Annotated in this window: 22 protein-coding genes and 1 tRNA gene; 5 read left to right on the forward strand and 18 right to left on the reverse strand. The window is 72.0% G+C overall.

Annotated features, from left to right (window positions below):
- Positions 1-88: 88 nt before the first annotated feature.
- The 7 genes from DEJ18_RS08550 to DEJ18_RS08580 all read right to left on the reverse strand — a co-directional run bounded on the left by DEJ18_RS08550 (position 89) and on the right by DEJ18_RS08580 (position 5,122).
- Positions 89-883, reverse strand: coding sequence for a F0F1 ATP synthase subunit delta (locus DEJ18_RS08550; RefSeq protein ID WP_111081657.1), 795 nt, complete (start codon positions 881-883; stop codon positions 89-91).
- 2 nt (positions 884-885) lie between these two features.
- Positions 886-1,449, reverse strand: a complete 564-nt coding sequence (locus tag DEJ18_RS08555) for a F0F1 ATP synthase subunit B (RefSeq protein WP_111210762.1) — start codon at positions 1,447-1,449, stop codon at positions 886-888.
- A 9-nt stretch (positions 1,450-1,458) separates the two neighbouring features.
- Complete coding sequence (gene atpE, locus DEJ18_RS08560) at positions 1,459-1,695, reverse strand: ATP synthase F0 subunit C (RefSeq protein ID WP_027465781.1); 237 nt, start codon at positions 1,693-1,695, stop codon at positions 1,459-1,461.
- A gap of 61 nt (positions 1,696-1,756) precedes the next feature.
- Complete coding sequence (atpB, locus tag DEJ18_RS08565) at positions 1,757-2,617, reverse strand: F0F1 ATP synthase subunit A (RefSeq protein WP_258376943.1); 861 nt, start codon at positions 2,615-2,617, stop codon at positions 1,757-1,759.
- Between the two features lie 104 nt (positions 2,618-2,721).
- Positions 2,722-3,201: a Cg1360 family ATP-synthase-associated protein gene (locus DEJ18_RS08570; RefSeq protein WP_111081655.1), complete on the reverse strand. Its 480-nt coding sequence runs from the start codon at positions 3,199-3,201 to the stop codon at positions 2,722-2,724.
- Entirely contained in the window at positions 3,198-4,451 is a 1,254-nt protein-coding gene (locus DEJ18_RS08575) for an MraY family glycosyltransferase (protein WP_111210763.1), read from the reverse strand. Before DEJ18_RS08575 ends, DEJ18_RS08570 begins: the two co-directional genes overlap by 4 nt.
- Entirely contained in the window at positions 4,448-5,122 is a 675-nt protein-coding gene (locus tag DEJ18_RS08580) for an L-threonylcarbamoyladenylate synthase (protein WP_111210854.1), read from the reverse strand. The genes DEJ18_RS08575 and DEJ18_RS08580 overlap by 4 nt, the downstream gene beginning before the upstream one ends.
- A 38-nt stretch (positions 5,123-5,160) precedes the next feature.
- Between DEJ18_RS08580 and DEJ18_RS08585 the strand changes: the two genes are divergently transcribed.
- On the forward strand, positions 5,161-5,808 hold the full coding sequence (locus DEJ18_RS08585; RefSeq protein WP_258376944.1) for an HAD family hydrolase: 648 nt from the start codon (positions 5,161-5,163) through the stop codon (positions 5,806-5,808).
- A gap of 144 nt (positions 5,809-5,952) precedes the next feature.
- On the opposite strand, the gene prmC is transcribed toward DEJ18_RS08585, so the two are convergent.
- The 9 genes from prmC to argS form a co-directional block, all read right to left on the reverse strand.
- Complete coding sequence (gene prmC, locus DEJ18_RS08590) at positions 5,953-6,789, reverse strand: peptide chain release factor N(5)-glutamine methyltransferase (protein WP_111081702.1); 837 nt, start codon at positions 6,787-6,789, stop codon at positions 5,953-5,955.
- Between the two features lie 112 nt (positions 6,790-6,901).
- Positions 6,902-7,984 carry a peptide chain release factor 1 gene (prfA, locus tag DEJ18_RS08595; protein ID WP_111081653.1) on the reverse strand — a complete coding sequence of 361 codons (1,083 nt, stop codon included), beginning with the start codon at positions 7,982-7,984 and terminating at the stop codon, positions 6,902-6,904.
- Positions 7,985-7,987: 3 nt separating this feature from the next.
- On the reverse strand, positions 7,988-10,174 hold the full coding sequence (rho, locus tag DEJ18_RS08600; RefSeq protein ID WP_111210764.1) for a transcription termination factor Rho: 2,187 nt from the start codon (positions 10,172-10,174) through the stop codon (positions 7,988-7,990).
- 128 nt (positions 10,175-10,302) lie between these two features.
- Entirely contained in the window at positions 10,303-11,292 is a 990-nt protein-coding gene (gene thrB / locus DEJ18_RS08605; RefSeq protein ID WP_111210856.1) for a homoserine kinase, read from the reverse strand.
- A gap of 32 nt (positions 11,293-11,324) precedes the next feature.
- Positions 11,325-12,404, reverse strand: coding sequence for a threonine synthase (gene thrC, locus DEJ18_RS08610; RefSeq protein ID WP_111081651.1), 1,080 nt, complete (start codon positions 12,402-12,404; stop codon positions 11,325-11,327).
- Between the two features lie 100 nt (positions 12,405-12,504).
- Entirely contained in the window at positions 12,505-13,812 is a 1,308-nt protein-coding gene (locus tag DEJ18_RS08615) for a homoserine dehydrogenase (protein WP_111210765.1), read from the reverse strand.
- 28 nt (positions 13,813-13,840) lie between these two features.
- Entirely contained in the window at positions 13,841-15,262 is a 1,422-nt protein-coding gene (lysA, locus tag DEJ18_RS08620) for a diaminopimelate decarboxylase (RefSeq protein WP_111210766.1), read from the reverse strand.
- A gap of 69 nt (positions 15,263-15,331) precedes the next feature.
- The gene (locus DEJ18_RS08625; protein WP_111210767.1) at positions 15,332-16,096 is read right to left on the reverse strand and encodes a DUF2993 domain-containing protein; all 765 of its coding nucleotides are present in this window, start codon (positions 16,094-16,096) and stop codon (positions 15,332-15,334) included.
- Positions 16,097-16,098: 2 nt separating this feature from the next.
- Positions 16,099-17,769, reverse strand: a complete 1,671-nt coding sequence (gene argS / locus DEJ18_RS08630) for an arginine--tRNA ligase (RefSeq protein ID WP_111210768.1) — start codon at positions 17,767-17,769, stop codon at positions 16,099-16,101.
- A 73-nt stretch (positions 17,770-17,842) separates the two neighbouring features.
- Between argS and DEJ18_RS08635 the strand changes: the two genes are divergently transcribed.
- From DEJ18_RS08635 to DEJ18_RS08650, 4 genes are all read left to right on the forward strand, one after another.
- The gene (locus tag DEJ18_RS08635) at positions 17,843-18,436 is read left to right on the forward strand and encodes a hypothetical protein (RefSeq protein WP_111210769.1); all 594 of its coding nucleotides are present in this window, start codon (positions 17,843-17,845) and stop codon (positions 18,434-18,436) included.
- Between the two features lie 131 nt (positions 18,437-18,567).
- Positions 18,568-18,639, forward strand: a tRNA-Arg gene (locus DEJ18_RS08640).
- Between the two features lie 220 nt (positions 18,640-18,859).
- A complete protein-coding gene (locus DEJ18_RS08645; RefSeq protein ID WP_111210770.1) occupies positions 18,860-22,828 on the forward strand; it encodes a Pls/PosA family non-ribosomal peptide synthetase in 3,969 nt (1,322 codons plus the stop codon).
- An 8-nt stretch (positions 22,829-22,836) separates the two neighbouring features.
- Entirely contained in the window at positions 22,837-24,153 is a 1,317-nt protein-coding gene (locus DEJ18_RS08650; RefSeq protein WP_258376945.1) for a M1 family metallopeptidase, read from the forward strand.
- Positions 24,154-24,208: 55 nt separating this feature from the next.
- On the opposite strand, the gene DEJ18_RS08655 is transcribed toward DEJ18_RS08650, so the two are convergent.
- Entirely contained in the window at positions 24,209-25,642 is a 1,434-nt protein-coding gene (locus tag DEJ18_RS08655) for a phytoene desaturase family protein (RefSeq protein WP_111210772.1), read from the reverse strand.
- Positions 25,639-26,535: a UbiA family prenyltransferase gene (locus DEJ18_RS08660; RefSeq protein ID WP_258376946.1), complete on the reverse strand. Its 897-nt coding sequence runs from the start codon at positions 26,533-26,535 to the stop codon at positions 25,639-25,641. Before DEJ18_RS08660 ends, DEJ18_RS08655 begins: the two co-directional genes overlap by 4 nt.
- Positions 26,536-26,557: the final 22 nt, after the last annotated feature.

The raw sequence follows: 26,557 nt of genomic DNA on the forward strand, positions 1-26,557 counted from the left end.
TCCGGGGCCCTTCGGCTCCGAGAGGGTGATGCTGCCGCGAGCGACAGTTCCCGTTGTGGACTTGGGTGGGGCGTCTTCGACCGTACGCTCAGCGCGCGAGCTGGAGACGGAGGTCGGCGAGCCGGGACGAGACGGTGCCGTCGATGACGTCGCCGCCGACCTGCACCCGGACCCCGCCGAGGACGGTGGGGTCGACGACCTGGTTGACGCTGATGTCCCGGCCGTACCGCTCGCCGATGCCGCGGGCGACGCGAGCCGCCTGCTCGTCGGACAGCGGGGCCGCCGTGATGACCGTGGCGACGAGCTTGTCCGCCTGGTCGGCGACGATCCGCGAGGCGTCACGGACGATCTCACCGATGCGGCGGCCGCGGGGCTGCTGCACGAGGTTCGACACGATCGTGATCGTCTGCACCGAGACCTTGCCGCCCAGGAGACGCTCGGCGAGCGAGCCCTTCTGGTCGGGGCTGCCGAGCTTGGTCCCGAGCGCGAGCTCGAGTGCGGCATCCGAGCGGACCGCGGTCTCGAAGGCGAACAGCTCGGCCTCGATCGAGGTCGACTGGTCCGCCGTCGCTGCCACGGCCCGGACGGCCGCGTCCTCGATGCCGGCGAGCAGGTCCCCCTGGGAGGACCAGCGCGAACCGGCCACCGCGCTCAGGACGGCGCGCGAGGCGTCGCTCTGACCGGCGAAGACACGGTCGATGAGGACCTTCTTGCCGGCGGTGTCGGCGGTCGGGTCGGCGAGCAGGTTGAGCAACTGCGGCGCACGGGCGATCGCACGCCCTGCGGCGAAGATCTCCGTCCCGACCGCGAGGTCGACGGCGCCGCCGAGGTCTGCGACGGCCGCCCGGGTGGACGACATCGCTTCGCGGGTGGCGCTACGCATGCTCAGTGCTCCGTTCCGGCAGCCGTCTGGGCGCCCTTCGACGACTCCAGGTCGGCGAGGAAGCGGTCGACGACGGCGGTCGCCTTGGCGTCGTCCTGGAGGGACTCGCCGATGACACCCGACGCGAGGTCGAGTGCGAGCGTTCCGACCTCGGTGCGGAGCGACTGGAGCGCGCTCTGGCGCTCGGCCTCGATCTGCGCCTGGGCGTTCCCGGTGATGCGTGCGGCGTCGGCTGCGGCCTGCTCACGGACCTCGTTGCCGATCGCGGTCGCGTCGGCACGGGCCTGCTCACGGATGCGCGACGCCTCGGCACGCGCATCAGCCAGCTGCTTGTTGTACTCGTCGAGCGCAGCAGCGGCCTGTTGCTGGGCGGCTTCGGCCTTCTTGATGCCGCCCTCGATGGCCTCGGTGCGCTCATCGAGCATCTTCGTGATCCGCGGCGTGACGACACGCCACATCACGATGAAGATGATGACGAAGGCGACCGCGGACCACACGATGTCGTACACCGGTGGGATCAGCGGATTGTGGGTCTCCTCCGCCGCGATGATGAGTGCGTTCTGCATCGAGGGACCTTAGTTGGTGAAGATGAAGTACGTGGCGATGCCGATGAAGGCCAGGGCCTCCGTGAAGGCGATACCGATGTACATGAGGGTCGTCAGGCGGCCCTGGAGCTCGGGCTGGCGAGCGACGGACTCGATCGTCTTGCCGACGACGATGCCGACGCCGATGGCCGGGCCGATCGCAGCGAGGCCGTAGCCAACCGTCGCGATGTTGCCGTTGATCTCCGCGAGAACGGTCGTTGCGTCCACGTGTTTTCCTTTCGAGGTGCGGGCCCGGCGGTCGCCGGCCCCGTAGGGGGTCAGAAGGGTGTCAGTGCTCGTCAGCCAGCGCGAGCTGGATGTAGACGGCCGTCAGCAGCATGAAGACGTAGGCCTGCAGCAGCGCGACGAGGACTTCGAAGAAGCTGAAGGCGATGCCGAACGCGAGCGTCCCGACACCGAACAGCTTGAACAGGCTCTCGGCATCGAAGAAGAAGAACCAGGTCGCCGAGAAGAACAGCACCAGGAGCAGGTGGCCGACGACCATGTTCATCAGCAGTCGCAGCGTCAACGTGATCGGACGGAGGACGAAGGTCGAGACCAGCTCGATCGGTGTCACGATCAGGTAGAGCGGCCACGGCACCCCGGGCGGGAAGAGCGAGTTCCGGAGGAACGTGCCCGGGTGCTTGCGCAGCCCCGCGTAGATGAAGGCGACGTAGGCGACGATGGCCAGGATCATCGGCATCGCGATGCGGCTCGTGCCGGCGATGTTCATGAACGGGATGAGACCCGTGAGGTTCATGAACAGGACGCCGAAGAAGATCGTCGCGAGGAGCGGCAGGAAGCGCTTGCCGTCCTTCTCACCCAGGTTGTCGAAGGTGTTCCGACGGACGACGTCGAAGGCGTACTCGATGAAGGCCTGTCCACGGTTGGGGACCAGCTTGAGCGCGCGGGTTCCGGCGAACGCGAAGACGAGGAGCACGGCCACCGCGAAGAAGCGGATGAGGACGATGCGGTCCATCTCGAACGCAGTACCGGCGAAGAAGATCGGGTCCGGGAAGAACTCGTTGATCGACGGACCATGGAACTCGGCGGCCTTGCTGCTCCCCGCCGCGACGGGGTTACCCGCAGCGATGAGGGACAGGGGAAGAGCGTGGGATAGCAGCGCTGTCTCCTGTGTCGGGGCGCGCACGCATGGCACGCGGAGGTGGACTGAAGTGGAGGCTTGCCCGTCCGAGCTCAAGCTCCGGCAGCGGGCTCCAGAAGCCTATCAGGTGTGTGCGGCTTCTCGGGCTCTCAGGCAGCCGGGTCGCGATCCTCAGCGTCCGTTCGGTCTCCGGGCAGGGACACACCGATCGGGACCCGCGACCTCGCGATGACCGTGACGTCGATCACGAGCGAGCCGATGACGCCGACGATGATCGCGACGGCGAGCACCGGGGTGCTCACCCAGTCCCGGTCCTTGAGCGCGACGAGCACGACGATGAACAGCACGAACTTCACGAGGAACGTGCCCATGATCGTGCCGAAGAAGGCACCCGAGACCATCTGTCCACCGGAGAACCGGATCGCCAGCAGGACGCTCACCGCGGTCAACCCGCAGAACACGACGCTCATCACCGCGCCGATGAGCCCCCCGGTCAGCCCGGGTCCGCCGTCGACGAACCAGCCGACGACGCCGCCGACGAGGGCGAGTGCGGCCGCCAGGCCCGCGCCCTGCACGAGGATGCGGCGGAACACCGGCCGGACGTGGTCGAGCGCGTTCGGTGCGGTCACGATGGGTCTCCAGAGGTCGAGCGGGGCCGGGGGCTGGTGTGCGGGTCCCGGACGGCGGCTGCGCGGTCGAGCGGGTCGTGGCTCGCGTCGAAGGGCGCACCCGGCGACGCGGTGGTCTGCGCGGCGATCTCGACCCGTTTCCGACCGAGCGGTGCGAACGTGACGATGGCGCACACCGTGAAGCCGACGGCGACGAACGCCGCGACCCACCACCAGTTGACGAACAGGAAGAGCAGGCACCCGAACGCGACGACCGCGGTCCAGGCGTAGAAGATGAGCACCGCGTGGAAGTGCGAGTGCCCCATGTCGAGCAGGCGGTGGTGCAGGTGCTTCCGGTCCGCCGAGAACGGGGACTTCCCCGCGCTGACCCGTCGGATCACGGCCAGGCCGAAGTCGAGGATCGGCACGACCAGGATGGCGAAGGGCAGCAGGATCGGGATGAAGGCCGGCAGGAGGTCGGTGCGGGTCCGGACCGCGGCGGGGTCGATGTTGCCCGTGATCGACACCGCACTGGTCGCCATGAGGAACCCGACGAGCAACGCACCGGCATCACCCATGAAGAGCTTCGCCGGGTGCCAGTTGAGGACGAGGAAGCCCGCGCAGGCCCCGACGAGCACGGCGGTGAGCAGTGACGGGAGGTTGAAGAAGAACTCGGTCTCCACCACCACGCGGTTGATGAAGAACGTGTACAGGAAGAACACGCCGCCGGCGATGATCGCCACCCCGGCCACCAGCCCGTCGAGTCCGTCGATGAAGTTGACGGCGTTCATGACGAGCACGACCGCGAGCACGGTGAAGATGAGGCTCATGTACGACGAACCGACGCCGAGCGTGTTGCCGATGGGCAACGAGACGATCGCGACGCCCTGCCACGCCAGGATCCCCGCCGCGATGATCTGTCCGGCGAGCTTCGTCATCCAGTCGAGGTCCCAGATGTCGTCCGCCACCCCGAGCACCACGATGATCGTCGCGCCAGCCAGGACCGCGATCACCCGGCCGGGTTCGGCGAACACGAGCCGGAAGTAGTCCTGGCCCGCGATGACCGGGAACAGGAACCACGCGCACAGCAGCGAGACGATGACGCCGACGAACATCGCGATGCCCCCCAGCCGCGGCGTCGGCGTGCGGTGCACGTCCCGTTCGCGGACCTTCGGGTACCACCTGTACCGGATCCCGAACTTCCAGACGAGCCAGCTGACGAGGAAGCTCACGACCGCCGAGATGACCCCCGCGAGCAGGTAGAACTTCACAGGACGAGGTCGTCCCCGACGACCCGCCGGATCTCGTCGTCCGGGATCACGCCGTGGCGGACGATGCGCAAGCCCTCCCCCGCGGCCAGGCCCGTCGCGTCCACGATCGTCGAGCCCGTCGACGCGGCGGCACCGTCGTGCGTCGGGAGGGCTCCGCCGTCGAGGTAGACGGCGACGCTGTCACCGAGCATGCGCTCGGCGTCGTCGATGTCCATCGCGGCCGGGTCGCCGGTCGAGTTCGCCGAGGAGACCGCGAGCGGACCGACCTCGCGCAGGAGTTCCAGCGCGATGCGGGAGTCCGGCATCCGGAGCGCGACGGTCCCCCGCGTCTCACCGAGGTCCCAGTCGAGCGACGGCTGGGCACGGAGGATCACGGTGAGGCCGCCGGGCCAGAACTCCTCGACGAGCCGACGGACCGGCTCCGGGACCTCGCTCGCGAGGGCGTCGAGGGTGGCCACACCCGGGATGAGCACGGGCGGCGGGGACTGCCGCGTCCGACCCTTCGCGTCGAGCAGGCGCTGCACGGCCGACGCGCTGAACGCGTCCGCCGCGACGCCGTACACCGTGTCGGTGGGCACGACGACGAGTTCGCCCCGACCGAGGGCGGTCCGTGCGAGCCGCATGCCGGTCAGGAGCCCGTCGGGGTCGGAACAGTCGTATCGGGAAGCCATGACCTGCACGATGATAGTGCGCGAGGATAGGTGGCATCGTGAACGAGACGCCCGCGCCCCCACTCCTGTTCCTCTTCGACATGGACGACGTGCTCGTCCGCTACGACTGGATGACCCGCATGGCCGGGTTGACCGAGCTGACCGGGCACGACTTCGCCGAGCTCCGTCGCCGCTGGTGGGACACGGGCAACGAGCAGCGCGCCGAGGCGGGGCACTACGCCGACGGAGACGAGTACCTCGCGGCCTTCCAGCAGGCGATGGGGTGCGAGGTGCCGGAGTCCGAGTGGGCCCGGGTCCGCGGCGCCGCGATGACCGAGCTGCCCGACCGGGTCGAGGCCGTCCGGATCGCCAAGCAGCACGGCCGGGTCGCGCTCCTCACGAACAACGGGCCGCTGGCCGGTCGGTGGCTGCACCAGTGGGTCCCGTCCCTGCCGCCGCTCTTCGAGGAGCACCTCGACACCTCGAGCGCCTTCGGCGCCCGCAAGCCGGACCCGGACGTGTTCCGGCGCGTGCTCGAGCACCACGGCGTCCCCGCCGAGCGCACGTTCTTCGCCGACGACATGCCCGAGAACGTCGCCGGTGCACGGAGCGTCGGCATCACCGCCGTGCTCGTCGAGCGCGACACCGACCTGCGCCAGGCGGTCCGCACCTTCGTCTCCGCGCACGAGACCACCCCGGTCGCGTAGGCGTCGCCGGCCTCGGCCCACGCCGCCGGTCCCCGGCCGACGCGCCAGCGGCGGACGGGCCGTGCCGGTGGGGAGAGACCCGGCACCGGTCACGCACGACCCCGCCCGCTGGCTCCTCGGTGCCGCTGCGCCGACACGACCGGACTACGCGCGGGTCGCGGTCGTGGTCCGGTCGCGTCCGGTGAGGTCGACGTGCGTCTGCGGGGACCGGAACCCCCGGTCCGCGAGGACCCGCCGGACGCCCTCACCCTGCTGTTCCGCGTGCTCGACGACGAGCGTCCCACCGGGGACGAGCAGGCGCCACGCGGTCTCGGTCAGGGCGCGCACGGCGTCCAGACCGTCAGGTCCCCCGTACAGTGCGAGTGCCGGGTCGTGGTCACGGACCTCCGGGTCGACGGGAACGGCGTCGTCGGGGACGTAGGGCGGGTTCGAGACGACGACCGACACCCGACCGTCGAGTTCCGGCAACGCGTCTGCGAGGTCACCCTCGACGAGGTGCACCGTGCCACCGTGCGCCGCGGTGTTGCGCCGCGTCCAGGGCAGGGCCTCGGGGGAGCGTTCGACGGCGTACACGACGGCGTTGGGCACCTCGGTGTCCATGGCGATCGCGATGGCACCGCTGCCGGACCCGAGGTCGACGGCGATCGGCTCGGCGACGGCCGTGGCACGGAGCGCGTCGATGCCGAACTGCACGACCGACTCGGTCTCGGGCCTCGGGACGAAGACGCCCGGTCCGACGGCGAGGGTCAACGCCCGGAAGTGCGCCTCGCCGGTGACGTGCTGGAGCGGCTCGCGGGTCCGCCGACGGGCGACGGCGTGCCGGAAGCGCTCGACGTGGTCCGGGGCGATCGCTCCCCCGGTCATCGCACGAGCCTGGACGGCCCCGCGGGAGGTGTCCGTCGCCCAGGCGAGCAGGAGTTCGGCGTCGACCTGTGGTGTCACCACGCCCGCCGCGGCCAGCGCCACGGCCGCCTCACGCAGGAGGCGGTCCGCCGCGAACGCGGGCTGCGGGTCGGACGCGGCGCGGGCCTCCCGGCCGGTCGCGTCCCCGGTGCGGGACGGGCCGGAGTCGAACGTGTCGTCCACGTCGGCGTCAGGCGTCCTGGTCGCCGATGGCGGCCAGCCTGGCCTCTTCGTCCGCCTGGATGGCGGACTGCACGACCGGCTCGAGCGCACCGTTCATGACGCGGTCGAGGTCGTACGCCTTGTAGCCCGTGCGGTGGTCCGCGATCCGGTTCTCCGGGAAGTTGTACGTCCGGATCCGCTCCGACCGGTCCATCCCGCGGATCTGCGACTTGCGCGCGTCCGAGGCGATGGCGTCGCGCTCCTCCTGCTGCCGCGCGAGGATGCGGGCACGGAGGACGCGCATGCCGGCCTCACGGTTCTGCAGCTGCGACTTCTCGTTCTGCATGGCGACCGTGATGCCCGTCGGGAGGTGCGTGATCCGCACCGCGGAGTCCGTCGTGTTGACGGACTGCCCGCCGGGACCGGACGACCGGTAGACGTCGATCTTGAGGTCGTTCTGGTTGATCTCGACCTCTTCGGGCTCGTCGACCTCGGGGAAGACGAGCACCCCGGTCGTCGAGGTGTGGATGCGGCCCTGCGACTCGGTCGCCGGCACACGCTGCACGCGGTGCACGCCGCCCTCGTACTTGAGATGCGCCCACACGCCCTGCGACGGGTCGGTCGTGTTCGACTTGATCGCGACCTGGACGTCCTTGTAGCCACCGAGGTCGGACTCGGTGCGCTCGAGCATCTCGACCTTCCAGCCCTTGCCCTCGGCGTAGTGCGAGTACATCCGGAGCAGGTCGGCAGCGAACAGCGCGGACTCCTCGCCGCCCTCGCCGCCCTTGATCTCCATGATGACGTCGCGCCCGTCGTCGGGGTCACGCGGGATGAGGAGCCGGCGGAGACGCTCCTGGCGCTCCGCCAGCTGCTCCTCGAGCCCGGGGACCTCGTCCGCGAACGCCTCGTCCTCACGCGCGAGTTCCCGGGCGGCGGCGAGGTCGTCCCCCGCCGCCTGCCATGCCTCGTACGCGGCCTTGATCTGGCTCAGCTCGGCGTACCGCCGGTTGACCTTCTTGGCGCGGGCCGGGTCGGCGTGGAGCGCGGGGTCCGACAGCTGCTGCGTCAGTTCCTCGTGTTCCGCCAGCAGCCCTGCCACCGACTCGAACACGCGTTACTCCTGGTGGCCGTTGCCGTGGTGACCGTTGGTCGCCGGCACCGACTTCTGGATCTGGACGAGGAACTCGACGTTCGACTGCGTCTCCTTGAGGTTCCGGAGCACGACGTCCAGCGCCTGCTGCGGGTCGAGTCCGGCGAGGGCCCGGCGGAGACGCCACGTGATCGCGACCTCGTCGGCGGAGAGCAGCTGCTCCTCACGACGGGTGCCCGAGGCGTTGATGTCGACGGCCGGGAAGATCCGCTTGTCGGCGAGGTGCCGGTTGAGACGGAGCTCCATGTTGCCGGTGCCCTTGAACTCCTCGAAGATCACCTCGTCCATCTTCGACCCGGTCTCGACGAGCGCGGTGGCGAGGATCGTGAGCGAGCCACCGTTCTCGATGTTCCGGGCGGCGCCGAAGAAGCGCTTGACCGGGTAGAGCGCGGCCGAGTCCACGCCACCGGAGAGCACGCGGCCCGACGGCGGGGTGGCCAGGTTGTACGCACGACCCAGGCGGGTGATCGAGTCGAGCAGCACGACGACGTCGTGGCCCAGCTCGACCAGGCGCTTGGCGCGCTCGATGGCGAGCTCGGCGACGGTCGTGTGGTCCTCCGCGGGGCGGTCGAAGGTCGAGGCGATGACCTCGCCCTTCACCGTGCGCTGCATGTCGGTGACCTCTTCGGGACGCTCGTCGACGAGGACGACCATGAGGTGCGCTTCGGGGTTGTTCGTCGACACGGCGTTCGCGATGGCCTGCAGCACGACGGTCTTGCCGGCCTTGGGCGGCGACACGACGAGACCGCGCTGGCCCTTGCCGATCGGCGACACGAGGTCGATGATGCGGGTCGACAGCTTGCCCGGCTCCGTCTCGAGGCGCAGGCGCTCGTTCGGGTACAGCGGGGTGAGGTCCTGGAAGTCGACGCGGGCCGCAGCCTCGTCGGCGGTCTGGCCGTTGATCGTGTCGATCTTGACCAGCGCGTTGTACTTCTGGCGGCTCTGCTGCTCGTTGTCCCGCGGCTGCTTGATGGCACCGACGACGGCGTCGCCCTTGCGGAGGTGGTACTTCTTCACCTGGCCGAGCGAGACGTACACGTCCTCCGGTCCCGGCAGGTAGCCGGTGGTGCGGACGAAGGCGTAGTTGTCGAGGACGTCGAGGATGCCGGCGATCGGGATGAGGACGTCGTCCTCGGTGACCTCGGGTTCGAACTCGTCGTTCTGACCACCGCGGCCGCGCTTGCGGTCACGCTGGCGACGGGTCCGACCGTTCTCGGTTTCCTGCTCGGCGGCACGCTGCTGGTCGGCGCGCTGCTGGTCGCCACGCTGCTGGTCGCCGCGCTGCTGGTCGGCCTGCTTCTGCTGACCGTTCTGCTTCTGCTCGGCCTTGTCGGCGTTCTGCTGCTTGCCGTTCTGCTGCTTCTGCTCGCCCTTGTCGGCCTCGGCCTGCTGACCGTTCTGCTCGGCCTGGTCGCCGTTCTGCCCGCGGCCACGACCGCGGCCTCGGCTCCGACGGCCGCGACGGGCGCCGCCCTCGCTCTGCTCGCCCGCGTCGGCCTGGTCGGCCTGCTGGCCCTCGTCCTGCTGGACGGCGTCCTGGTCACCCTGCTCGAGCGCGTCCTCGACGGGGACCTGCGCCTCGGCGGTGGCGCCGCCCCGGGCCTCCTGGCCGTCGGCCTGCTGCGCCTGGCGGTCACGACCGCGGCCACGACGCTGACCGCTCTGCGCGGCCTCCTGGGCGTCCTTCTCGGCACGGACCTGGTCGAGACCGGCGAGCAGGTCCTCGGTACCGGTGTGTCCGGCGTTCGTGTGCGACGCGGCGGCGGTCGGCTCGGTGGCGGTCACGGTGCCGCCGGAGGAGGCGCGGCGGCTGCGGCGGCCGCGCGACGGGGCCTCGGCGACCGGCTCGGCGGTCTGCTGGGCCGGAGCGGCGGCGATCTGCTCAGCAGGTGCCTGCGCGGCGGCGTCCTGGGACGGGGCGTCCTCCGTACCCGGCGTGCCGGTGCCGGCACCGTCGAGGGTCGGCGTGACGGAGGCGGTCGCCTCGGCCGGGCGCTTGTCCTCGATGGAGGCGATGAGGTCGCCCTTGCGGAGCTTCGAGAGCCCCGTGATCCCGAGGGACGAGGCGATGCGCTGGAGCTCCGGGAGACGGAGCGCGCGCAGGTCAGTGGGGATCTCCACCGAACCGGTGGAGGTGGTGACGTCGGTCACGATGCTGTTGTTCCTTCCGACCGCAGAACGCGGAGAGTTTCCACCGTTCCCGTGGCGGGTGTGCAACGGCCGTCGTTCAGACGACGGACCGGGAACGGTGATCTGGAGAGAGTGCCCCACGCACCGGATCAGCGTGGCGGTCGACCTGGGATGGTCGACGCCTCCGCGAGTTCGGCTTCGAGCGTCGGGTGCGGCTTCACTGTAGCACCACCGAGGTCGACGGCCAGCATGAGCGGACGCCAGGCGGATTCGGCGTGTCGCTCGACCAGTTCGGCGGCCGCGAGGCGCTGCGCGGGGTCGCTCCCCATCACCAACAGGCTCGGTCCGGCCCCCGAGACGACGGCCGCGAGACCGTGCTGGCGGAGCAGGCCGATCAGGGCGTCGGTCTCGGGCATCGCGCTCGCCCGGTAGGCCTGGTGGAGGCGGTCCTCGGTCGCGGCGAGCAGCAGCTCGGGACTCTGGATGAGGGCCGCGACGAGCAGTGCCGAGCGCGAGACGTTGAAGGCGGCGTCCTCGTGCGGCACGGTCATCGGCTGCAGGGAGCGCGCGAGCTTCGTCGACAGCGTCGAGGTCGGCACGAAGACGACGGGCGAGACGCCGCGGTGCACGAGCAACCGCTTGTACGCGGGGCCGTCGGCGGTCATCCACGCGATCGTCAGGCCGCCGAAGAGGGCCGGCGCGACGTTGTCCGGGTGCCCCTCCATCTCGGTGGCGAGGGTCAGCAGCGTCGACGCGTCGAGGTCGACCACGCCGGCGAGGAGGCCGCGTGCCGCCATCAGTCCGGCGACGATCGCGGCGGCGGAGGACCCCATGCCGCGGCCGTGCGGGATGGCGTTCGTCGCGTGCAGCTCGAGCCCCGGCTGCTCGACGCCCGCGTGCTCGAAGCCGCGGCGGACCGCCCGGACGACGAGGTTCGTGTCGTCGGTCGGGACCTCACCCGCGCCGACGCCCACGATGGTGACGGTCGATCCCGGGGCACGGCGGACGCGGACGTCGACCTCGTCGTAGAGGGACAGCGCGAGTCCGAGCGAGTCGAACCCCGGCCCGAGGTTCGCCGAGGTCGCCGGGACGCGCACGCGGACCGCCCGTCCGGCCGGTACAGCTTCCAGGGCGGTCACGCCCTCCCCCGGTCCGGACGAGCGGTCGACGCTCACCGCGCGCTGACCAGTCCGAGCACGCCGGCGACGGCGGCGGTGTCGACCGGCACGCTCGTCGGCGTGACCTCGCCACCGTCCTGGGTACGGAGCGCCCACTGCGGGTCCTTGAGGCCGTGACCGGTGACCGTGATGACGACCGTCGCACCCTTCGGGACCACGCCGGCGTCGGACCGCTCGAGCAGTCCTGCGACACCGATGGCCGAGGCGGGCTCGACGAAGACGCCGACCTCGGCGGAGAGGATGTGGTGCGCGGCGAGGATCGCCTCGTCGGAGATCGCGCCGAAGTAGCCGTCGGTCTCGTCCCGGGCCTCGAGTGCGTACTTCCAGGACGCCGGGTTGCCGATGCGGATCGCCGACGCGATGGTCTCCGGGTGGGGCACGACCTCACCGCGGACGATCGGCGCCGAGCCGGCCGCCTGGAAGCCGAACATGCGCGGCATCTTCGACGAACGGCCCGAGGCGACGTCCTCGCGGTAACCGCGGGAGTACGCGGTGTAGTTGCCCGCGTTGCCGACGGGCAGGAAGTGGAAGTCCGGCGCGTCGCCCAGGACGTCGACGACCTCGAACGCGGCGGTCTTCTGCCCCTCGATACGGTCGTTGTTGACCGAGTTGACCAGGTGCACCGGGTAGTTCGCCGACAGGTCCCGCGCGATGTCGAGGCAGTCGTCGAAGTTTCCCTGCACCTGCAGCAGCTGGGCGTCGTGGGCGACGGCCTGACTGAGCTTCCCCATCGCGATCTTGCCCTCGGGCACCAGCACCGCGGCGGTGATGCCGGCGTGCGTGGCGTACGCGGCCGCCGAAGCGCTCGTGTTGCCGGTCGAGGCACAGATGACGGCCTTCGCGCCGTGCTCGACGGCCTTCGAGATCGCCATGGTCATGCCGCGGTCCTTGAAGGAACCCGTCGGGTTCATGCCCTCGTACTTCACGTACACCTGCGCACCGGTGCGCTCCGAGAGCCGTCGCGCCGGGATGAGCGGGGTCCCGCCCTCACCGAGCGTCACGATCGGGGTCGCGTCCGTCACGTCGAGTCGGTCGGCGTACTCGCGCAGGACTCCCTGCCACTGGTGGGCCATCAGGCTTCTCTCTCTGTCCGGTGGATCGGTGTGGGGTCGGTATCGGTGGTGCGGGTCGGTCCGGGCGGACCCGGTGTCGGCCGGGAGGCCCGTGGTGCGCTCAGACGCCGACGACGCGCAGGACGCTGGTCACGTCGCGGACGACGTCCTCGCCGCGGAGTGCGACGACGGTGTCGGCCAGGTCGGCCTCGCGCGCCAGGTGCGTGCCGACGACGAGCGTGGCCGTCCCCTCGGCGGCACCCGTGGTGGTCTGCTCGACGGTCTCGACGCTGACGCCGTGGGCGGCGAGCACGCCGGCCACGGTCGAGAGCACCCCGGGGGCGTCCGACACGTGCAACGCGATCTGGTACCGGGTCCGGACCGTCCCGATCGGGAAGACCGGCAGCGCCGACTGGGTCGACTCCGCGACACCCGGGCCGCCGATGACGTGACGACGGGCCGCGGACACCAGGTCGCCGAGCACCGCCGAGGCCGTCTCGACCCCGCCGGCACCAGCGCCGTAGAACATGAGGTCACCCGCGGCCTCGGCCTCGACGAACACGGCGTTCTTCGCGCCGTGCACGCTCGCGAGCGGGTGCGACTCGGGGACGAGCGCCGGGTAGACACGAGCGCTGACGCCCTCCTGCCCGTCGGCGTCGGTGAGCCGTTCGCAGGTCGCGAGGATCTTCACGACGTAGCCGGCCTTCCGGGCGGCACGGACCTGCTCGATGGTCACCGAGGTGATGCCCTCGCGGTGCACGGCGGCGAGCGGGACCGACGTGTGGAACGCCAGCGAGGCCAGGATCGCGGCCTTCTGCGCGGCGTCGTAGCCCTCGATGTCGGCGGTCGGGTCGGCCTCGGCGTACCCGAGTTCCGTCGCGGTCGCCAGGGCGTCCTCGAAGGTGGCGCCCTCGCGGTCCATCAGGTCGAGGATGAAGTTCGTGGTGCCGTTGACGATCCCCATGATCCGCTCGATGCGGTCCCCCGCGAGCGAGTCGTGCAGCGGGCGGATGATCGGGATCGCGCCGGCGACCGCGGCCTCGTAGTAGAGCTGTGCGCCGACCTGCTCGGCCGCGGCGAACAACTCCGGCCCGTGCGTGGCGAGCAGCGCCTTGTTGCCGGTGACGACGTCCGCGCCCGACTGCAGCGCCTGCAGCACCAGGGTCCGAGCCGGTTCGATCCCCCCGATGAGCTCGACGACGATGTCGGCCCCGAGGATGAGCGAGGCGGCGTCCGTCGTGAACAGCTCGCGGGGCAGGTCGACGTCCCGCTCGGCGTCGACGTCACGCACGGCGATCCCGACCAGCTCCAGACCGGCGCCGGCACGCGTGGCGAGCTCCGGACCGTGCTCGAGCAGGAGTCGGGCGACCTGTGAGCCGACCGAGCCGGCTCCGAGCAGCGCGACGCGGACGTTGCGGTATTCGATCATCTGGTGGGTGTCTCTCCGGTTCGGGTGGTCAGCGGGCGGCACCGGTGCCGGACACCGGAGCGACGCCGGTGTCGCGGGCGAGGAGGTCGTCGACGGTCTCGCCCCGCACGAGGATACGGGCCGCCCCGTCGGCGACCGCGACGACCGGCGGGCGTCCGACGTGGTTGTAGTTGCTCGCCAGGCTCCAGCAGTAGGCGCCGGTCGCGGCGACTGCGAGCAGGTCGTCCCGCCGCACGTCACCGGGCAGGTACTCGTCGTGGACCACGACGTCACCGCTCTCGCAGTGCTTGCCGACGACACGGGTGAGCACCGGGTCGGCGTCGGAGGTCCGGGCCAGGCGGGCCGTGTAGTCCGCGCCGTAGAGCGCCGGGCGGACGTTGTCGCTCATGCCGCCGTCCACCGACACGTACGTGCGGGTCGCCGACGGGCCGTCGTCGGTCTCCACCGTGACGGGCTTGATCGTGCCGACGCGGTACAGCGTCACGCCGGGCGGGCCGACGATGTAGCGGCCGGGCTCCACCGCGATCTCCGGCACCGGGATGCCGCGCGACGCGCACTCCTCGGCCACGATCGCGGCCAGGGCGTCGGCGACGTCCTCCGGCGCGAGGGCGGAGTCTGCCTCGGTGTAGTCGATGCCCCACCCGCCGCCGAGGTTGAGCTCCGGGACCGGCCCGCTGGCGACGAGGGTGGCGTGCACGTCCATCAGCCGACGAGCGGCTTCTCGGAAGCCGCTGTCGTCGAAGATCTGCGACCCGATGTGGGAGTGCAGTCCGACGAACGCGAGGGACGGTTCGGCGCGGACGGCCGTCGCTGCCTGCACGGCCTCGGACAGCGGGATGCCGAACTTCTGGTCCTCGCGAGCGGTGGCCAGGAACTCGTGGGTCGAGGCGTGCACGCCGCTGTTGATGCGGATGCGCACGCGCTGGACGACACCGGCGTCGGCGGCGATCCGGGCGACGCGGCCGATCTCCTCGTGGCTGTCGAGCACGATCGTGCCGAGGCCGATCGAGACCGCGCGCTCGAGCTCGGCGTCGGACTTGTCGTTGCCGTGGAAGCCCATGAGCGCGGGGTCGACGCCCGCGGCCAGCGCGACGGCGATCTCCCCCATCGTGCAGACGTCGAGACGGAGGTCGGCGTCGGCCATCCACCGGGCGACGTGGGTCGTCCAGAACGCCTTGGCCGCGTAGTAGACGTGCGCCCGCGTGCCGATCCGCGTGAAGGCGTCGGTGAACGCGTTCCGGACGCGCACGGCCCGCGACTGCACGTCACGCTCGTCCACGACGTAGAGGGGTGAGCCGAAGCGCGCGACGAGTTCGTCGGCAGCGACCCCGCCGATCGCGAGCATGCCCGCGTCGGTGCGGGTCGCGGAGGCGGGCCAGATGCGGTCGACGAGTTCGGAGGCGTCCGTCGGGAACCGCAGTCGCGGCGGCGCAAGGGGGTTCTCGCTCACGGGACCCGATCCTATCCGGCCGTGACGACCTCGCCGGCCCATGTGACGCCGATCGGGACGGGCCCGGCCTCAGCAGCGGCCGGTGGTCCGCAGGCCGTCCTCGCTGAGCGGCAGTTCGTCCGCCGTGATCCGGACCGTCGCGGCGGACTCCGTCACGCGGAGCGAGCGGACCCGGAGCTGCTCCGGCAGGAACTGCGCCGTGCAGACCGGGACCGGCACGTCGGAGACGCCGGGGATGTCGTCGACGTCCAAGCCGAGGGACGAGTTCGTGATCCGGACCGTCTCCGGGGTGATCGTGACGCCCCGACCGTCGGACTGCGCCGCGACCGACCCGTTGGCCGCGTACCCGATGTCGAAGCCGAGCACCGAGGTGGTGCCCCGCAGCTCGACGCCCCCGTCGATGAGCCGCAGCCGTTCGAAGAGCGGCGAGTACTTCGCCAGGTCCTCGACCGCTCCGGCAGCGAGCCGGACCGTGCCGTCGACGTCGTGCACCGCGCCCTGGCCGTCCACCGGCAGGTCGCGCGCCGTCACGTCGGCCGCGAGCGGGATGCCGTCCACCGTCAGCCGGTCCGACGTGATGTGCACCCGGTCGAACGTCCCCCCGACGAGCTGCGGGATCACCACGCCGTCGACGTGGGCGTCCACGGTGCCGGTCGTGCCGTCGGGCAGCGACTGCTCGACCTGGTCCGCGATCGTGCGGTCGACGACCCCGCGCAGGACGGACTCCGCCACCACGACGAGCGCCGCGAGGACCAGGAGCACGACGACCAGGACGATCGCGAGCGTCCGGCCGCGGTGCCTCCGGGTCCGACCCGCGGCGGGTGCCGGCGTCACCACTACATCCGTTCGGGTGCGCTGACGCCGAGCAGACCGAGGCCGTTGCGCACGACCTGTCCGGTGGCGTCGTTCACCCAGAGACGGGTGCGGTGCAGGTCCGTCACCGGCTCGTCGCCGAGGGGCGTGACGCGGCAGGAGTCGTACCAGCGGTGGTACAGGCCCGCGAGCTGCTCGATGTACCGGGCGATGCGGTGCGGTTCGCGGAGTTCCGCGGCCTGGCGGACCACCCGCGGGTACTCGGCGATCGCCCCGAGGAGCGCGCTCTCGGACTCGTGCGTGAGCAGCGACGCGTCGAACACCGAGCGGTCCACACCGGACGCCGCTGCGTTCCGCGCGACGGAGTGCGTGCGGGCGTGCGCGTACTGGACGGTGAAGACGGGGTTGTCGTTCGTCCGCTTCGTCAGCAGGTCGAGGTCGATGTCGATCGCGGTGTCGCTCGCGAACCGGACGAGGGCGTACCGACCGGCGTCCACACCCACGGCGTCGACCAGGTCCTCCATCGTCACGACGGTGCCGTTGCGCTTCGACATCCGGAGCGGCTGGCCGTCCTTGAGCAGGTTCACCAGCTGCCCGATGAGGATCTCGAGGTTCTTGCCCGGCTCGTCGCCGAACGCCGCGCACATCGCCATCATCCGGCCGACGTAGCCGTGGTGGTCCGCGCCGAGCATGATGAGGTTCCGCTCGAAGCCGCGCTCGCGCTTGTCGAGGTAGTACGCCAGGTCGCCGGCGATGTACGCCGGCTCGCCGTCCGACTTGATGACGACGCGGTCGCGGTCGTCGCCGAAGTCGGTCGTCCGGAGCCACAGCGCGCCGTCCGCCTCGTACATCCGCCCCTGCTCCTGCAAGCGGGCGATGGCGCGGTCGACGGCCTTCGACTCGTGCAGCGAGTTCTCGTGGAAGAAGACGTCGAAGTCGACACCGAAGTCGTGCAGCGAACGCTTGATGTCCGTGAACATGAACTCGACGCCCTCACGCCGGAACAGCTCCTGCGCCTCGTCGCGCGGCAGGTCCGCCACGTCGACACCGGGCTCGAGCGTCGCGAGCACACGGGCCGCGATCTCGCCGATGTACGCACCGCCGTAGCCGTCCTCGGGCGTCGGCTCCCCCAGTGCGGACGCCAGGAGGGACCGGGCGAACCGGTCGATCTGGTTGCCGTGGTCGTTGAAGTAGTACTCGCGGGTGACGAGCCCGCCCTGTGCCTGGAACACCCGGGCCAGACTGTCGCCGACCGCGGCCCACCGGACGCCGCCCATGTGGATCGGCCCGGTCGGGTTCGCCGACACGAACTCGAGGTCGATGCGGACACCGTCGTAGAGGTCGCCGTGACCGAAGGACACGCCCTGGTCCACGACGGTGCGCGCGACCTCGCCGGCGGCGGCGGCCTCGAGCGTGATGTTGATGAAGCCCGGGCCGGCGACGTCGACGGAGTCCACGCCGTCGAGTTCGGTCAGCTCGCCGGCGATCTCCGTCGCGAGCTCGCGCGGGTTCGTCCCGAGGCGCTTCGCGAGCTGCATGGCCGCGTTCGACGCCCAGTCGCCGTGCGCCCGGTTCTTCGGTCGTTCCAGGGCCACGTGGGACTCCTGGACCGTCACCGTGTCGGCAGCGCCTCGGCGCTCGACGATGCCCGTGAGGATCGACAGGTACGCGGCGGAGAGTTCGGCAGGAGTCACGGCGATCGAGTCTACCGGGACGCCCAGCCACCGCCCGGACCACGCCGGGAGCGATGCAGCATCATGGTCCGTCATGACCTCCCGCAGCCTCCGGGCGTCCGGCCTCGCCGCACTCGTCGTCCCCGCCGCGCTCGTGCTCGCGGCCTGCTCCGGGACGGACGGTGGTGGCCCCTCCGCCTCGACCTCCCCCGGCGCCGTCGGGGAACGGGTCACGCAGTCCTGCCGCACCCTCGTGCCCGCGGCCGCCTTCGCCGTCTACGCGCAGGAGTTCGAACGGGTCCGGACGCCGCAGCCGGCGGACGGGTCACCCGTCGCGCAGATCGCCGCGCAGGACGGACGCGTCTGCACCTGGCGGTCCACGACCGACGACAGCGTCACCGTCACCGTCGCCGTCGCCCACCTGCCCGCCGAGTCGCTCACCCGGCTCGAGGACGCCCTCTTCGAACAGGGCGGGTCGGTGCCCACCTACACCGTCGAGGGGTACTTCTCGCTCACCGACGACACCGGACGCGCCGACGCCTTCGCCGGCCCGTACTGGATCCACACCACTTCCGGCTTGTACACCGAGCCCGGCACCGCGCAGCCCGTCGTCGACGCCGTCCGGCAGGCGGTCGCACCGGACGCGACCGCACCGGCGACCGCGCCGAGCGGGTCGCCGACACCCTGAACGACCCACCGCCGGACGGGAGGCCCGCGCCGGCCGGGTGGGAGCCTCCCGTGACGACACGGCACGCCCGGGGAGCCGCCCGGGCGTACAGGAGGCCGGTCCGGACCTGCTACGGTTGGTGACACCCCAGGGCCCCCATAGCTCAGGGGATAGAGCACTGCCCTCCGGAGGCAGGGGCGGAGGTTCGAATCCTCCTGGGGGCACGGTCACATCCCCGCGCAAGCTGTCGTCCTCGCTGCGCTCGGTCGGCAGCGCGCGACGTCGCCTGCGGCGACCTTCCGCCGTGGTCACGAGCGCGACATCGGCTGCGGCGACCTTCCGCCGTGGTCACCGGGACGTCATCGCCTGCGGCGGCCGTCGCCCGCGGTCGCCGGGGCGCCTCGTTCCCGAACGCGACACCTTCGGGCTCTAGGATCACGCGGCGTGACGACGAACGTGCAACAGGAACTCGACCGCGGTGACCGGGCCGCACCGGCCAGGACCCTGCTCGACGTGCTCACCGCCACCGCCGAGGCGCACCCCGACGCCCTCGCCCTCGAGACCCCCGAGGGGCCGCTCGACTACCGCGCCCTCCTCACCCTCGTGCACGAGCGCGCCGACGACCTCGCCCGCCACGGTGTCCGCCGCGGCGACCGGGTCGGCGTCCGGATCCCCTCCGGCGGCCGGGACCTGTCCGTGTCGATCCTCGCCGTCCTCGCCGCCGGCGCCGCCTACGTCCCCGTCGACGCCGACGACCCCGAGGAACGCGCCACCCTCGTCTTCGGCGAGGCCGGCGTCGTCGGCGTCATCGGCGCCGGCGGCGTCCTGCGTGACCGCCAGGGGTCCGCACTGCCCGTCACCGACCCGGCCGCGACCCCCGAGCAGCCGACGACCGAGGACGACGCCTGGGTCATCTTCACCTCCGGCTCCACCGGGGTACCGAAGGGCGTCGCCGTCACCCACCGCTCCGCCGCGGCCTTCGTCGACGCCGAGGCACGGATGTTCCTGCACTCCGCACCGCTCGGCCCGACCGACCGGGTGCTCGCCGGGCTGAGCGTGGCGTTCGACGCCTCGTGCGAGGAGATGTGGCTCGCCTGGGGTCACGGTGCCTGCCTCGTCCCCGCGCCCCGGTCCCTGGTGAAGAGCGGCGTCGACCTCGGCCCGTGGCTCATCGCGCACGGCATCACCGTCGTGTCGACCGTCCCCACCCTCGCGGCGCTGTGGCCCGACGACGCGCTCGAGTCCGTGCGCCTGGTGATCTTCGGCGGTGAGGCCTGCCCACCCGATCTCGCCGCCCGCATCGCCTCGCGCGACCGCGAGGTCTGGAACACCTACGGTCCGACCGAGGCGACCGTCGTGGCCTGCGGCGCCCTGCTCGACGGCAGCACCCCGATCCGGATCGGTCTGCCGCTCGACGGGTGGGACCTCGCGGTCGTCGACGCCGAGGGAGCACGCGTCGCTCCGGGGCAGGTCGGCGAGCTCGTCATCGGGGGCGTCGGCCTCGGCCGCTACCTCGACCCCGCGAAGGACGCCGAGAAGTACGCCCCCTTCCCGCAGCTCGGGTGGGAGCGGGCGTACCGGAGCGGCGACCTCGTGCGCTACGACCCGGAAGGCCTCGTCTTCCAGGGCCGTGCCGACGACCAGGTGAAACTCGGTGGACGGCGCATCGAACTCGGCGAGATCGACGCCGCCCTGCAGGCCCTCGACGACGTCGCCGGTGGAGCCGCGGTCGTGCAGCGGACCCCAGCGGGGAACCAGGTCCTCGTCGGCTACGTCGCTCCGGTCGCCGGCGCCGCGATCGACACCACGGCCGCGAACGCCCGCCTACGTGCGGAACTGCCCGCCGCACTCGTCCCGCTCCTCGCCGTCGTCGACTCGCTGCCGACGCGGACCTCCGGCAAGGTCGACCGAGCGGCACTCCCCTGGCCTCTCGAGGGAGCGGTCGCGACCGACCTGCCGCCGACCGTGGCCTGGATCGCCGAACGCTGGTCCGCGATCCTCGGTGTGCCGGTCGCCGACGTCGACGACGACTTCTTCGCGCACGGCGGTGGGTCCCTGACCGCCGCGCAGCTCGTGTCCGCGATCCGCGAGCGCTACCCCACCACCACCGTCGCCGACGTCTACGACCACCCGCGCATCGGAGCGCTCGCCGCCGCGCTCGACGAGTCCGGGCCGGTCGCCGCGGCCCGCCGGGACGTCCGCCCCGTCCCACCCCGCGCCGGGCTGCTCATGACGCTGCTCGGTCTGCCCCTGCAGGTGCTCCGCGGGCTCCGGCTGCTCAGCTGGACGGCCCTCGTCGCCGCGGTCCTGCACGCCACGACGATGCCGTTCCTGCCGGTGCTCCCCTGGCCGGTCCTCGTGCTCGCCCTCGTGCTGTTCGTCACCCCCGCCGGCAAGATGGCGCTCACCATCGTCGCCGCGCGGCTCCTGCTGGCCGGGGTCCGACCCGGCGACCACCCGCGCGGTGGCTCGGTGCACGTGCGGGTCTGGCTCGCCGAACGGATCGCCGAGGCCGTCGACGGTCCCTCGACCGCCGGGGCACCGTGGATCAGCTACTACGCCAGGGCACTCGGCGCGACCGTCGGCCGGGACGTCGACCTGCACACGCTGCCGCCGGTGACCGGCATGCTGACCATCGGCAAGCGGGCCTCGGTCGAGCCGGAGGTCGACCTGGCCGGGCACTGGGTGGACGGCGACGTCTTCCGCCTCGGCACGGTGCACGTCGGAGCCGACGCGGTCGTGCACAGCCGCTCGACCCTCATGCCCGGGGCGCACGTCGGCGACGGCGCCGAGGTCGAGGCCGGCTCCGCGGTCGCGGGGACCGTCCCCGCGGGCGAACGTTGGGCCGGGTCCCCCGCCGAGCGCGTCGGCTCCGCACGCCACGGCCGGGAGGCCCGTCCCGCCTCCCCGAAGCGCTGGCTGCTCGCGTACGGGGTCGGGTCCGTCGCCGTCGCCGGGCTCCCCGTCGCCGGGGTCGCCGCCGGACTGGCCGCCGCCGCGGTGGTCGTCGGACGCCCGGCCTCGCTCGGTTCCGCGGTCGGCCCCGCGCTGCTCAGCGTCCCGCTCGTCACGGTCGTCGCCGGGCTGGTCTACGCCGGCCTCGTCGTCGCCGCGGTCCGGCTGCTCGGGCTCGGGCTGGCCGAGGGACGCCATCCGGTCCGGTCCCGGATCGGGTGGCAGGTGTGGAGCACCGAGCGCATCCTCGACGCCGCCCGGACGCTGCTGTTCCCGCTGTACGCGAGCCTCGTCACCCCGCTGTGGCTGCGGCTGCTCGGCGCCAGGGTCGGCCGGGACACCGAGATCTCCACCGTGCTGCTCATCCCGGCGCTGACGCAGATCGCCTCCGGGGCCTTCCTCGCCGACGACACGATGGTCGCGACCTACGAACTCGGCGGCGGACGCGTGCGGATCGGCCGGTCCAAGGTCGGCCGACGGGCCTTCCTCGGCAACAGCGGCATGACCGGAGCCGGTCGGTCGGTGCCGCGCGAGGCCCTCGTCGCCGTGCTGTCCGCGGTTCCGAAGAAGGCCAAGCGCGGGTCCTCGTGGCTCGGCAGCCCGCCGGTCCGACTCCGCCGGGCCGCTGCGCAGTTCGACGAGGAGCGCACGTTCCGCCCGCCGACGCGCCTCAAGGTCGCCCGCGGCGCGTGGGAACTCCTCCGCATCGTGGCACCGATGGTGTCGACGGTGATCGGACTCGGCGTCGCCGTCACGCTCCTGGCGCTCTGGACCGCCGTCGGCCTCGGCTGGACGGTGCTGCTCGCCGGACCCGTGCTCATCGTCGCCGGAGCCGTCGCGGCCGGCGTCTCCACGCTCGCGAAGTGGGCGTTCGTCGGGCGCATCACCGCCACCGAGCACCCGCTGTGGTCGTCGTTCGTCTGGCGGAACGAGGTGCAGGACACCTTCGTCGAGACCGTCGCACGTCCGTGGTTCGCCGAGCAGGCGATCGGCACCCCGGCACTGGCCGCCTGGCTCCGGAGCCTCGGGGCGACGATCGGGCGCGGGGTCTGGTGCGAGACGTACTGGCTGCCGGAGGCGGACCTCGTCACCATCGGTGACGGGGCGACCGTCGCCCGCGGCACGGTCGTGCAGACCCACCTGTTCCACGACCGGGTCATGCAGCTCGACACCGTCACGCTCGACGCCGGTGCGACGCTCGGGCCGCACGGCGTGGTCCTCCCCGCCGCCGGCATCGGCCCGGGCGCGACGGTCGGCCCCGCCTCGCTCGTCATGCGCGGCGAGCAGGTACCGGGCGGCACGCTGTGGGCCGGCAACCCGATCGGTCCGTGGGAGCACCCGCCCTGGCGGAGCGGGACGACCGGCCGTGAGGGCCGCGAGCACCCTGGGCCGGTCGAGTCCGTCGAGTCCGTCGAGCGCGCCGAGGACCCGAGGCCGGTCGACGCCGTGGCAGACTGACCGGCACCGTGAAGCAGACCGACCCCGCCGCCGACCCGTACACCCCCCACAGCGGCGACCGGCGGTGGACGAGCCGCCACTACGACCTGCAGCTCGACTACCGCGTCGCCACGAACCGGCTCGACGCGACGGCGACCGTCACGGCGACGGCGAACGAGCCGCTCGACAAGGTCGTGCTCGACCTGCACGGGCTCGGCGTCGACCGGGTGGACGTGGACGGTGTCCGCGTGAAGAAGGTCTCCGTCGGCGCGCACAAGACCACCGTGACCCCGGCGACGCCCATCGCCGCGGGAGCCGACTTCACGGTCCACGTGCGCTACCGCGGCGCTCCCCGGCCGCTCCGGAGCCCCTGGGGGACGCTCGGGTGGGAGGAGCTGACCGACGGCGTGATCGTCGCGAGTCAGCCCGTCGGTGCACCGTCCTGGTTCCCCTGCAACGACCGCCCGGACGACAAGGCGACGTACCGCATCGAGGTCACCTGCGAGGCCGGGTACGAGGTCGTCGCGAACGGCGCACTCCTCGGGCGTGACCGGACCGCCCGCGGGACCCGGTGGACCTTCGCCGTGACCGATCCGATGGCGACGTACCTGGCGACCGTGCAGATCGGCCGGTACCGCACGACGAAGCTGCGGGGCGGCGACGTCCCGGTCACCCTGCACCACCCGGCGGACCTCACCGCCGCCGCGAAGACCGACTTCGGGCAGGTCCCCGAGATGATCGCGCTGTTCACCGACCGGTTCGGGCCCTACCCGTTCGCCGAGTACGGGGTCGTGGTCACCGACGACGAGCTCGAGATCCCGCTCGAGGCGCACGGCCTCGCCGTCTTCGGCCGGAACCACGTCGACGGCGAGCACGGCAGCGACCGGCTCATCGCACACGAGCTCGCCCACCAGTGGTTCGGCAACTCGGTGACGCTCGGCGTGTGGCGTGACATCTGGCTCCACGAGGGGTTCGCCTGCTACGCCGAGTGGCTCTGGTCCGAACACCGCGGCGGTGCCACGGCGGACGACCTCGCGGCTGCGTACCGCGCCGGGCTGCTCGACCATCCTCAGGACCTCGTCGTGGCCGATCCGGGGGCGCCCGACATGTTCGACGACCGGGTCTACAAGCGCGGCGCCCTCGCACTGCACGCCCTCCGTCGGACGATCGGTGACACGGCCTTCACCTCGGGTCTCCGCACGGTGACGGAGCGACACCGTCACGGCACCGTGACGACGCCCGACGTCGTGGACGCGTTCGCCACCGCTGCGGGTTCCGACCCGGCCGCGGTCCTGCTGGTGCTCGGTCCCTGGATCGACGAGCCCGGCGTCCCGGCACTGCCCTGAGGCGTGTGCCGAGCACGGCGGAGACGACGTCCACGTCGTCCCTCGACGCCCCGCGTCAGGCCGGGGTCGACCTGAGCAGCCGGGTCACCGCGATCATCGCGCCGCCCACCACCGCCGGGATGCCGCCGCCGGGGTGCACCGACGCGCCCACCCGCCACAGCCAGGGCCGCCAGGGGTCGTTGTAGGAGGGGCGGTGGAACGGCCCGCTCAGCCACGGCGGACGCGCCGCCCCGTAGAGCGCGCCGTGCGGTTCGCCGCCGCCGCCGTAGTACTGCGGATCGAGCACCGTGTGCTCGTCGAGCAGGTCGGTGAGGGGCCGGTCGAGCCCCATCGCGCGGGAGACGCGGTCGACCTCACGGCGGACGAAGGGGTGCTCGATCGTGTAGTGACCGCCGTCCGCTGGCGCGGTGAGCAGGATGCCGAGGGTGCTGCGTGGGTTCGGGTACACCTCGCCCGCGCGGTACTGGTTGACGAACACCATGGTGTCCGCCGGTTCGTCGCCCGCCTCGAGGCTGCGGTGCAGTGCGGCCGGCTTCGTCGGCAGCACCACGCTGTGCGTCGCGATCCGAGCCGGCAGTTCCTCGCGCAGCACGCCGTACACCGCGATGGCCGAGCACGAGAGGGTGCGGTGGCGCCGGCGGTGAATCACCGGGATCCGCGACGGACCCGTCAGCGTGGCGAGCCGGTCGGCGTCCAGGGCACTCACGACGAGGTCGGCGGGATGGTGCCCGGAGTCGGTGGTGACCGACCCGCGCTCGATGTGGGTGACGGCTTCGCCGGTGCGCACCTCGACCCCGGCGGCCTCGGCCAGCCGGCCCAACGCGAGCACGATCTCGTACACTCCGCCGCGCGGCACCCAAGCGCCGGTCTCGGCCATGATCGCCGGCATGCTCGCGTAGAGCGCGGGGGTGCGGGAGGGCGAGACGCCCGCGTTGAGGGTGTGGATCGCGATGATCTCGCGCAGCCCGTCCGGCAGCCACGGCAGGCTGTCGAGGTACGCGCGTGTGGTGAGGCGCGAGCCGTAGACGGCCAGCAGCCTGCGGAGCGCCGGCAGGGCAGCTCGGTCGAGGGGGTCGGCGAGCAGCAGTTCGGTCACGTCGTCGGCGAGGGGCGCGTGCAGGTCGGAGAACCGTCGCCAGGCGGGGTACCAGGGGTGGTCGGGTGCCACCGGGAGGGCCGTCTCCTCGCCGTCGTGGTGGTAGCGGCCCACCTCGGGCATCCGCACCAGGTCGAGGTGTCCGTCGTCGCGGGCGCGTTCGGGGGCATGCCCACCGTCGCCGAGTCTCCGCAGCAGCTCGTCCCACACCGCTGGGAACGTCACCAGCGACGGCCCGGTGTCGATGCGGTCCGGGCCCAGCTGGATGCGACGGCTCTTGCCGCCGAGCTCGGTGGAGGCCTCGAGCAGGGTGACGCGGTGGCCCGCGTGCGCGAGCAGCGCGGCGGCGGTGAGCCCCCCGATCCCGCCACCGACCACGACGACGCGGCTCACGGGGTTCCCCCCAGCACGATCGAGACCATGAGCAGCACCCCGGCGAACGACCCGGCGATGTACGGGAAGGCGACCGACAGTCGGTAGAGGCGGTGACCGGTCTCCGGCGTCGGGTCGCGCAGCAGGCGCACCACGAGGATGCCCGCGATCAGGAGGTTGACGGCGGCCACGGGCACGCTCACCACGGCGAACAGCGCCGTCGAGAGGATCCACCAGGCGCCGCTCCACAGGGCGGTCCCGCGCGCACCGAGTCGAACCGCGGTGGTGGTGATGCCCGCGTCGCGGTCCTCCACGATGTCCTGGACCGCATCGAAGGCGTGCTTGGCCACGCTCCAGGCCATCAGGCCGAGGGCGGCGGGCCAGACCGGCGTCACCGCGAGGGCCGCGGGCACGATGACCAGTGGCAGCGCGTAGGCCGCGTTGCTCAGGGAGTCGAGGAAGGGCCGCGCCTTGAAGCGCAGCGGCGGTGCGGAGTAGAAGACGAAGACGCCCACGTAGAGCAGGATCGCCGCGTTCGCGAGCGGCGGCAGCGTGAGCAGGAAGAAGACGAGGAACGGGACGTTGACGGCAGCGACGGCCCAGGCGATGAGCCGCACCTCGGACTGCCGGATCCTGGCGCCCTCGATGGAGCCCTTGCGGGGGTTGGCCGCATCCGTGTCCTGGTCGTAGATGTCGTTGACACCGTAGATGAGCAGGTTGAACGGCAGGGTGAGCCACAGGATGACCGGCAGTGCCCGCAGGTCGAACAGCGCGCCGGTGAGCCACACGGCGACGAGACCGGAGCCGATGGTGTTGATCCACAGCACCGGGCGCGAGATGAGCACGAGGCGGCGCACGGCGACACCGATCCCCGACGGCACGGTGCGCGACATCCGCTCACTGCCGTCAGTCACGGGCCCGAGCGTACCCGGCTCG

It is taken from the genome of Curtobacterium sp. MCSS17_015 (assembly GCF_003234265.2).
GTDB lineage: Bacteria > Actinomycetota > Actinomycetes > Actinomycetales > Microbacteriaceae > Curtobacterium.

Coding starts and splice junctions, on each gene's coding strand:
- DEJ18_RS08635 (WP_111210769.1), top strand. CDS start 17,843: ATGACCTCCCGCAGCCTCCGGGCGTCCGGCCTCGCCGCACTCGTCGTC.
- DEJ18_RS08550 (WP_111081657.1), bottom strand. CDS start 883: ATGCGTAGCGCCACCCGCGAAGCGATGTCGTCCACCCGGGCGGCCGTC.
- DEJ18_RS08580 (WP_111210854.1), bottom strand. CDS start 5,122: ATGGCTTCCCGATACGACTGTTCCGACCCCGACGGGCTCCTGACCGGC.
- thrC (WP_111081651.1), bottom strand. CDS start 12,404: ATGGCCCACCAGTGGCAGGGAGTCCTGCGCGAGTACGCCGACCGACTC.
- DEJ18_RS08555 (WP_111210762.1), bottom strand. CDS start 1,449: ATGCAGAACGCACTCATCATCGCGGCGGAGGAGACCCACAATCCGCTG.
- DEJ18_RS08615 (WP_111210765.1), bottom strand. CDS start 13,812: ATGATCGAATACCGCAACGTCCGCGTCGCGCTGCTCGGAGCCGGCTCG.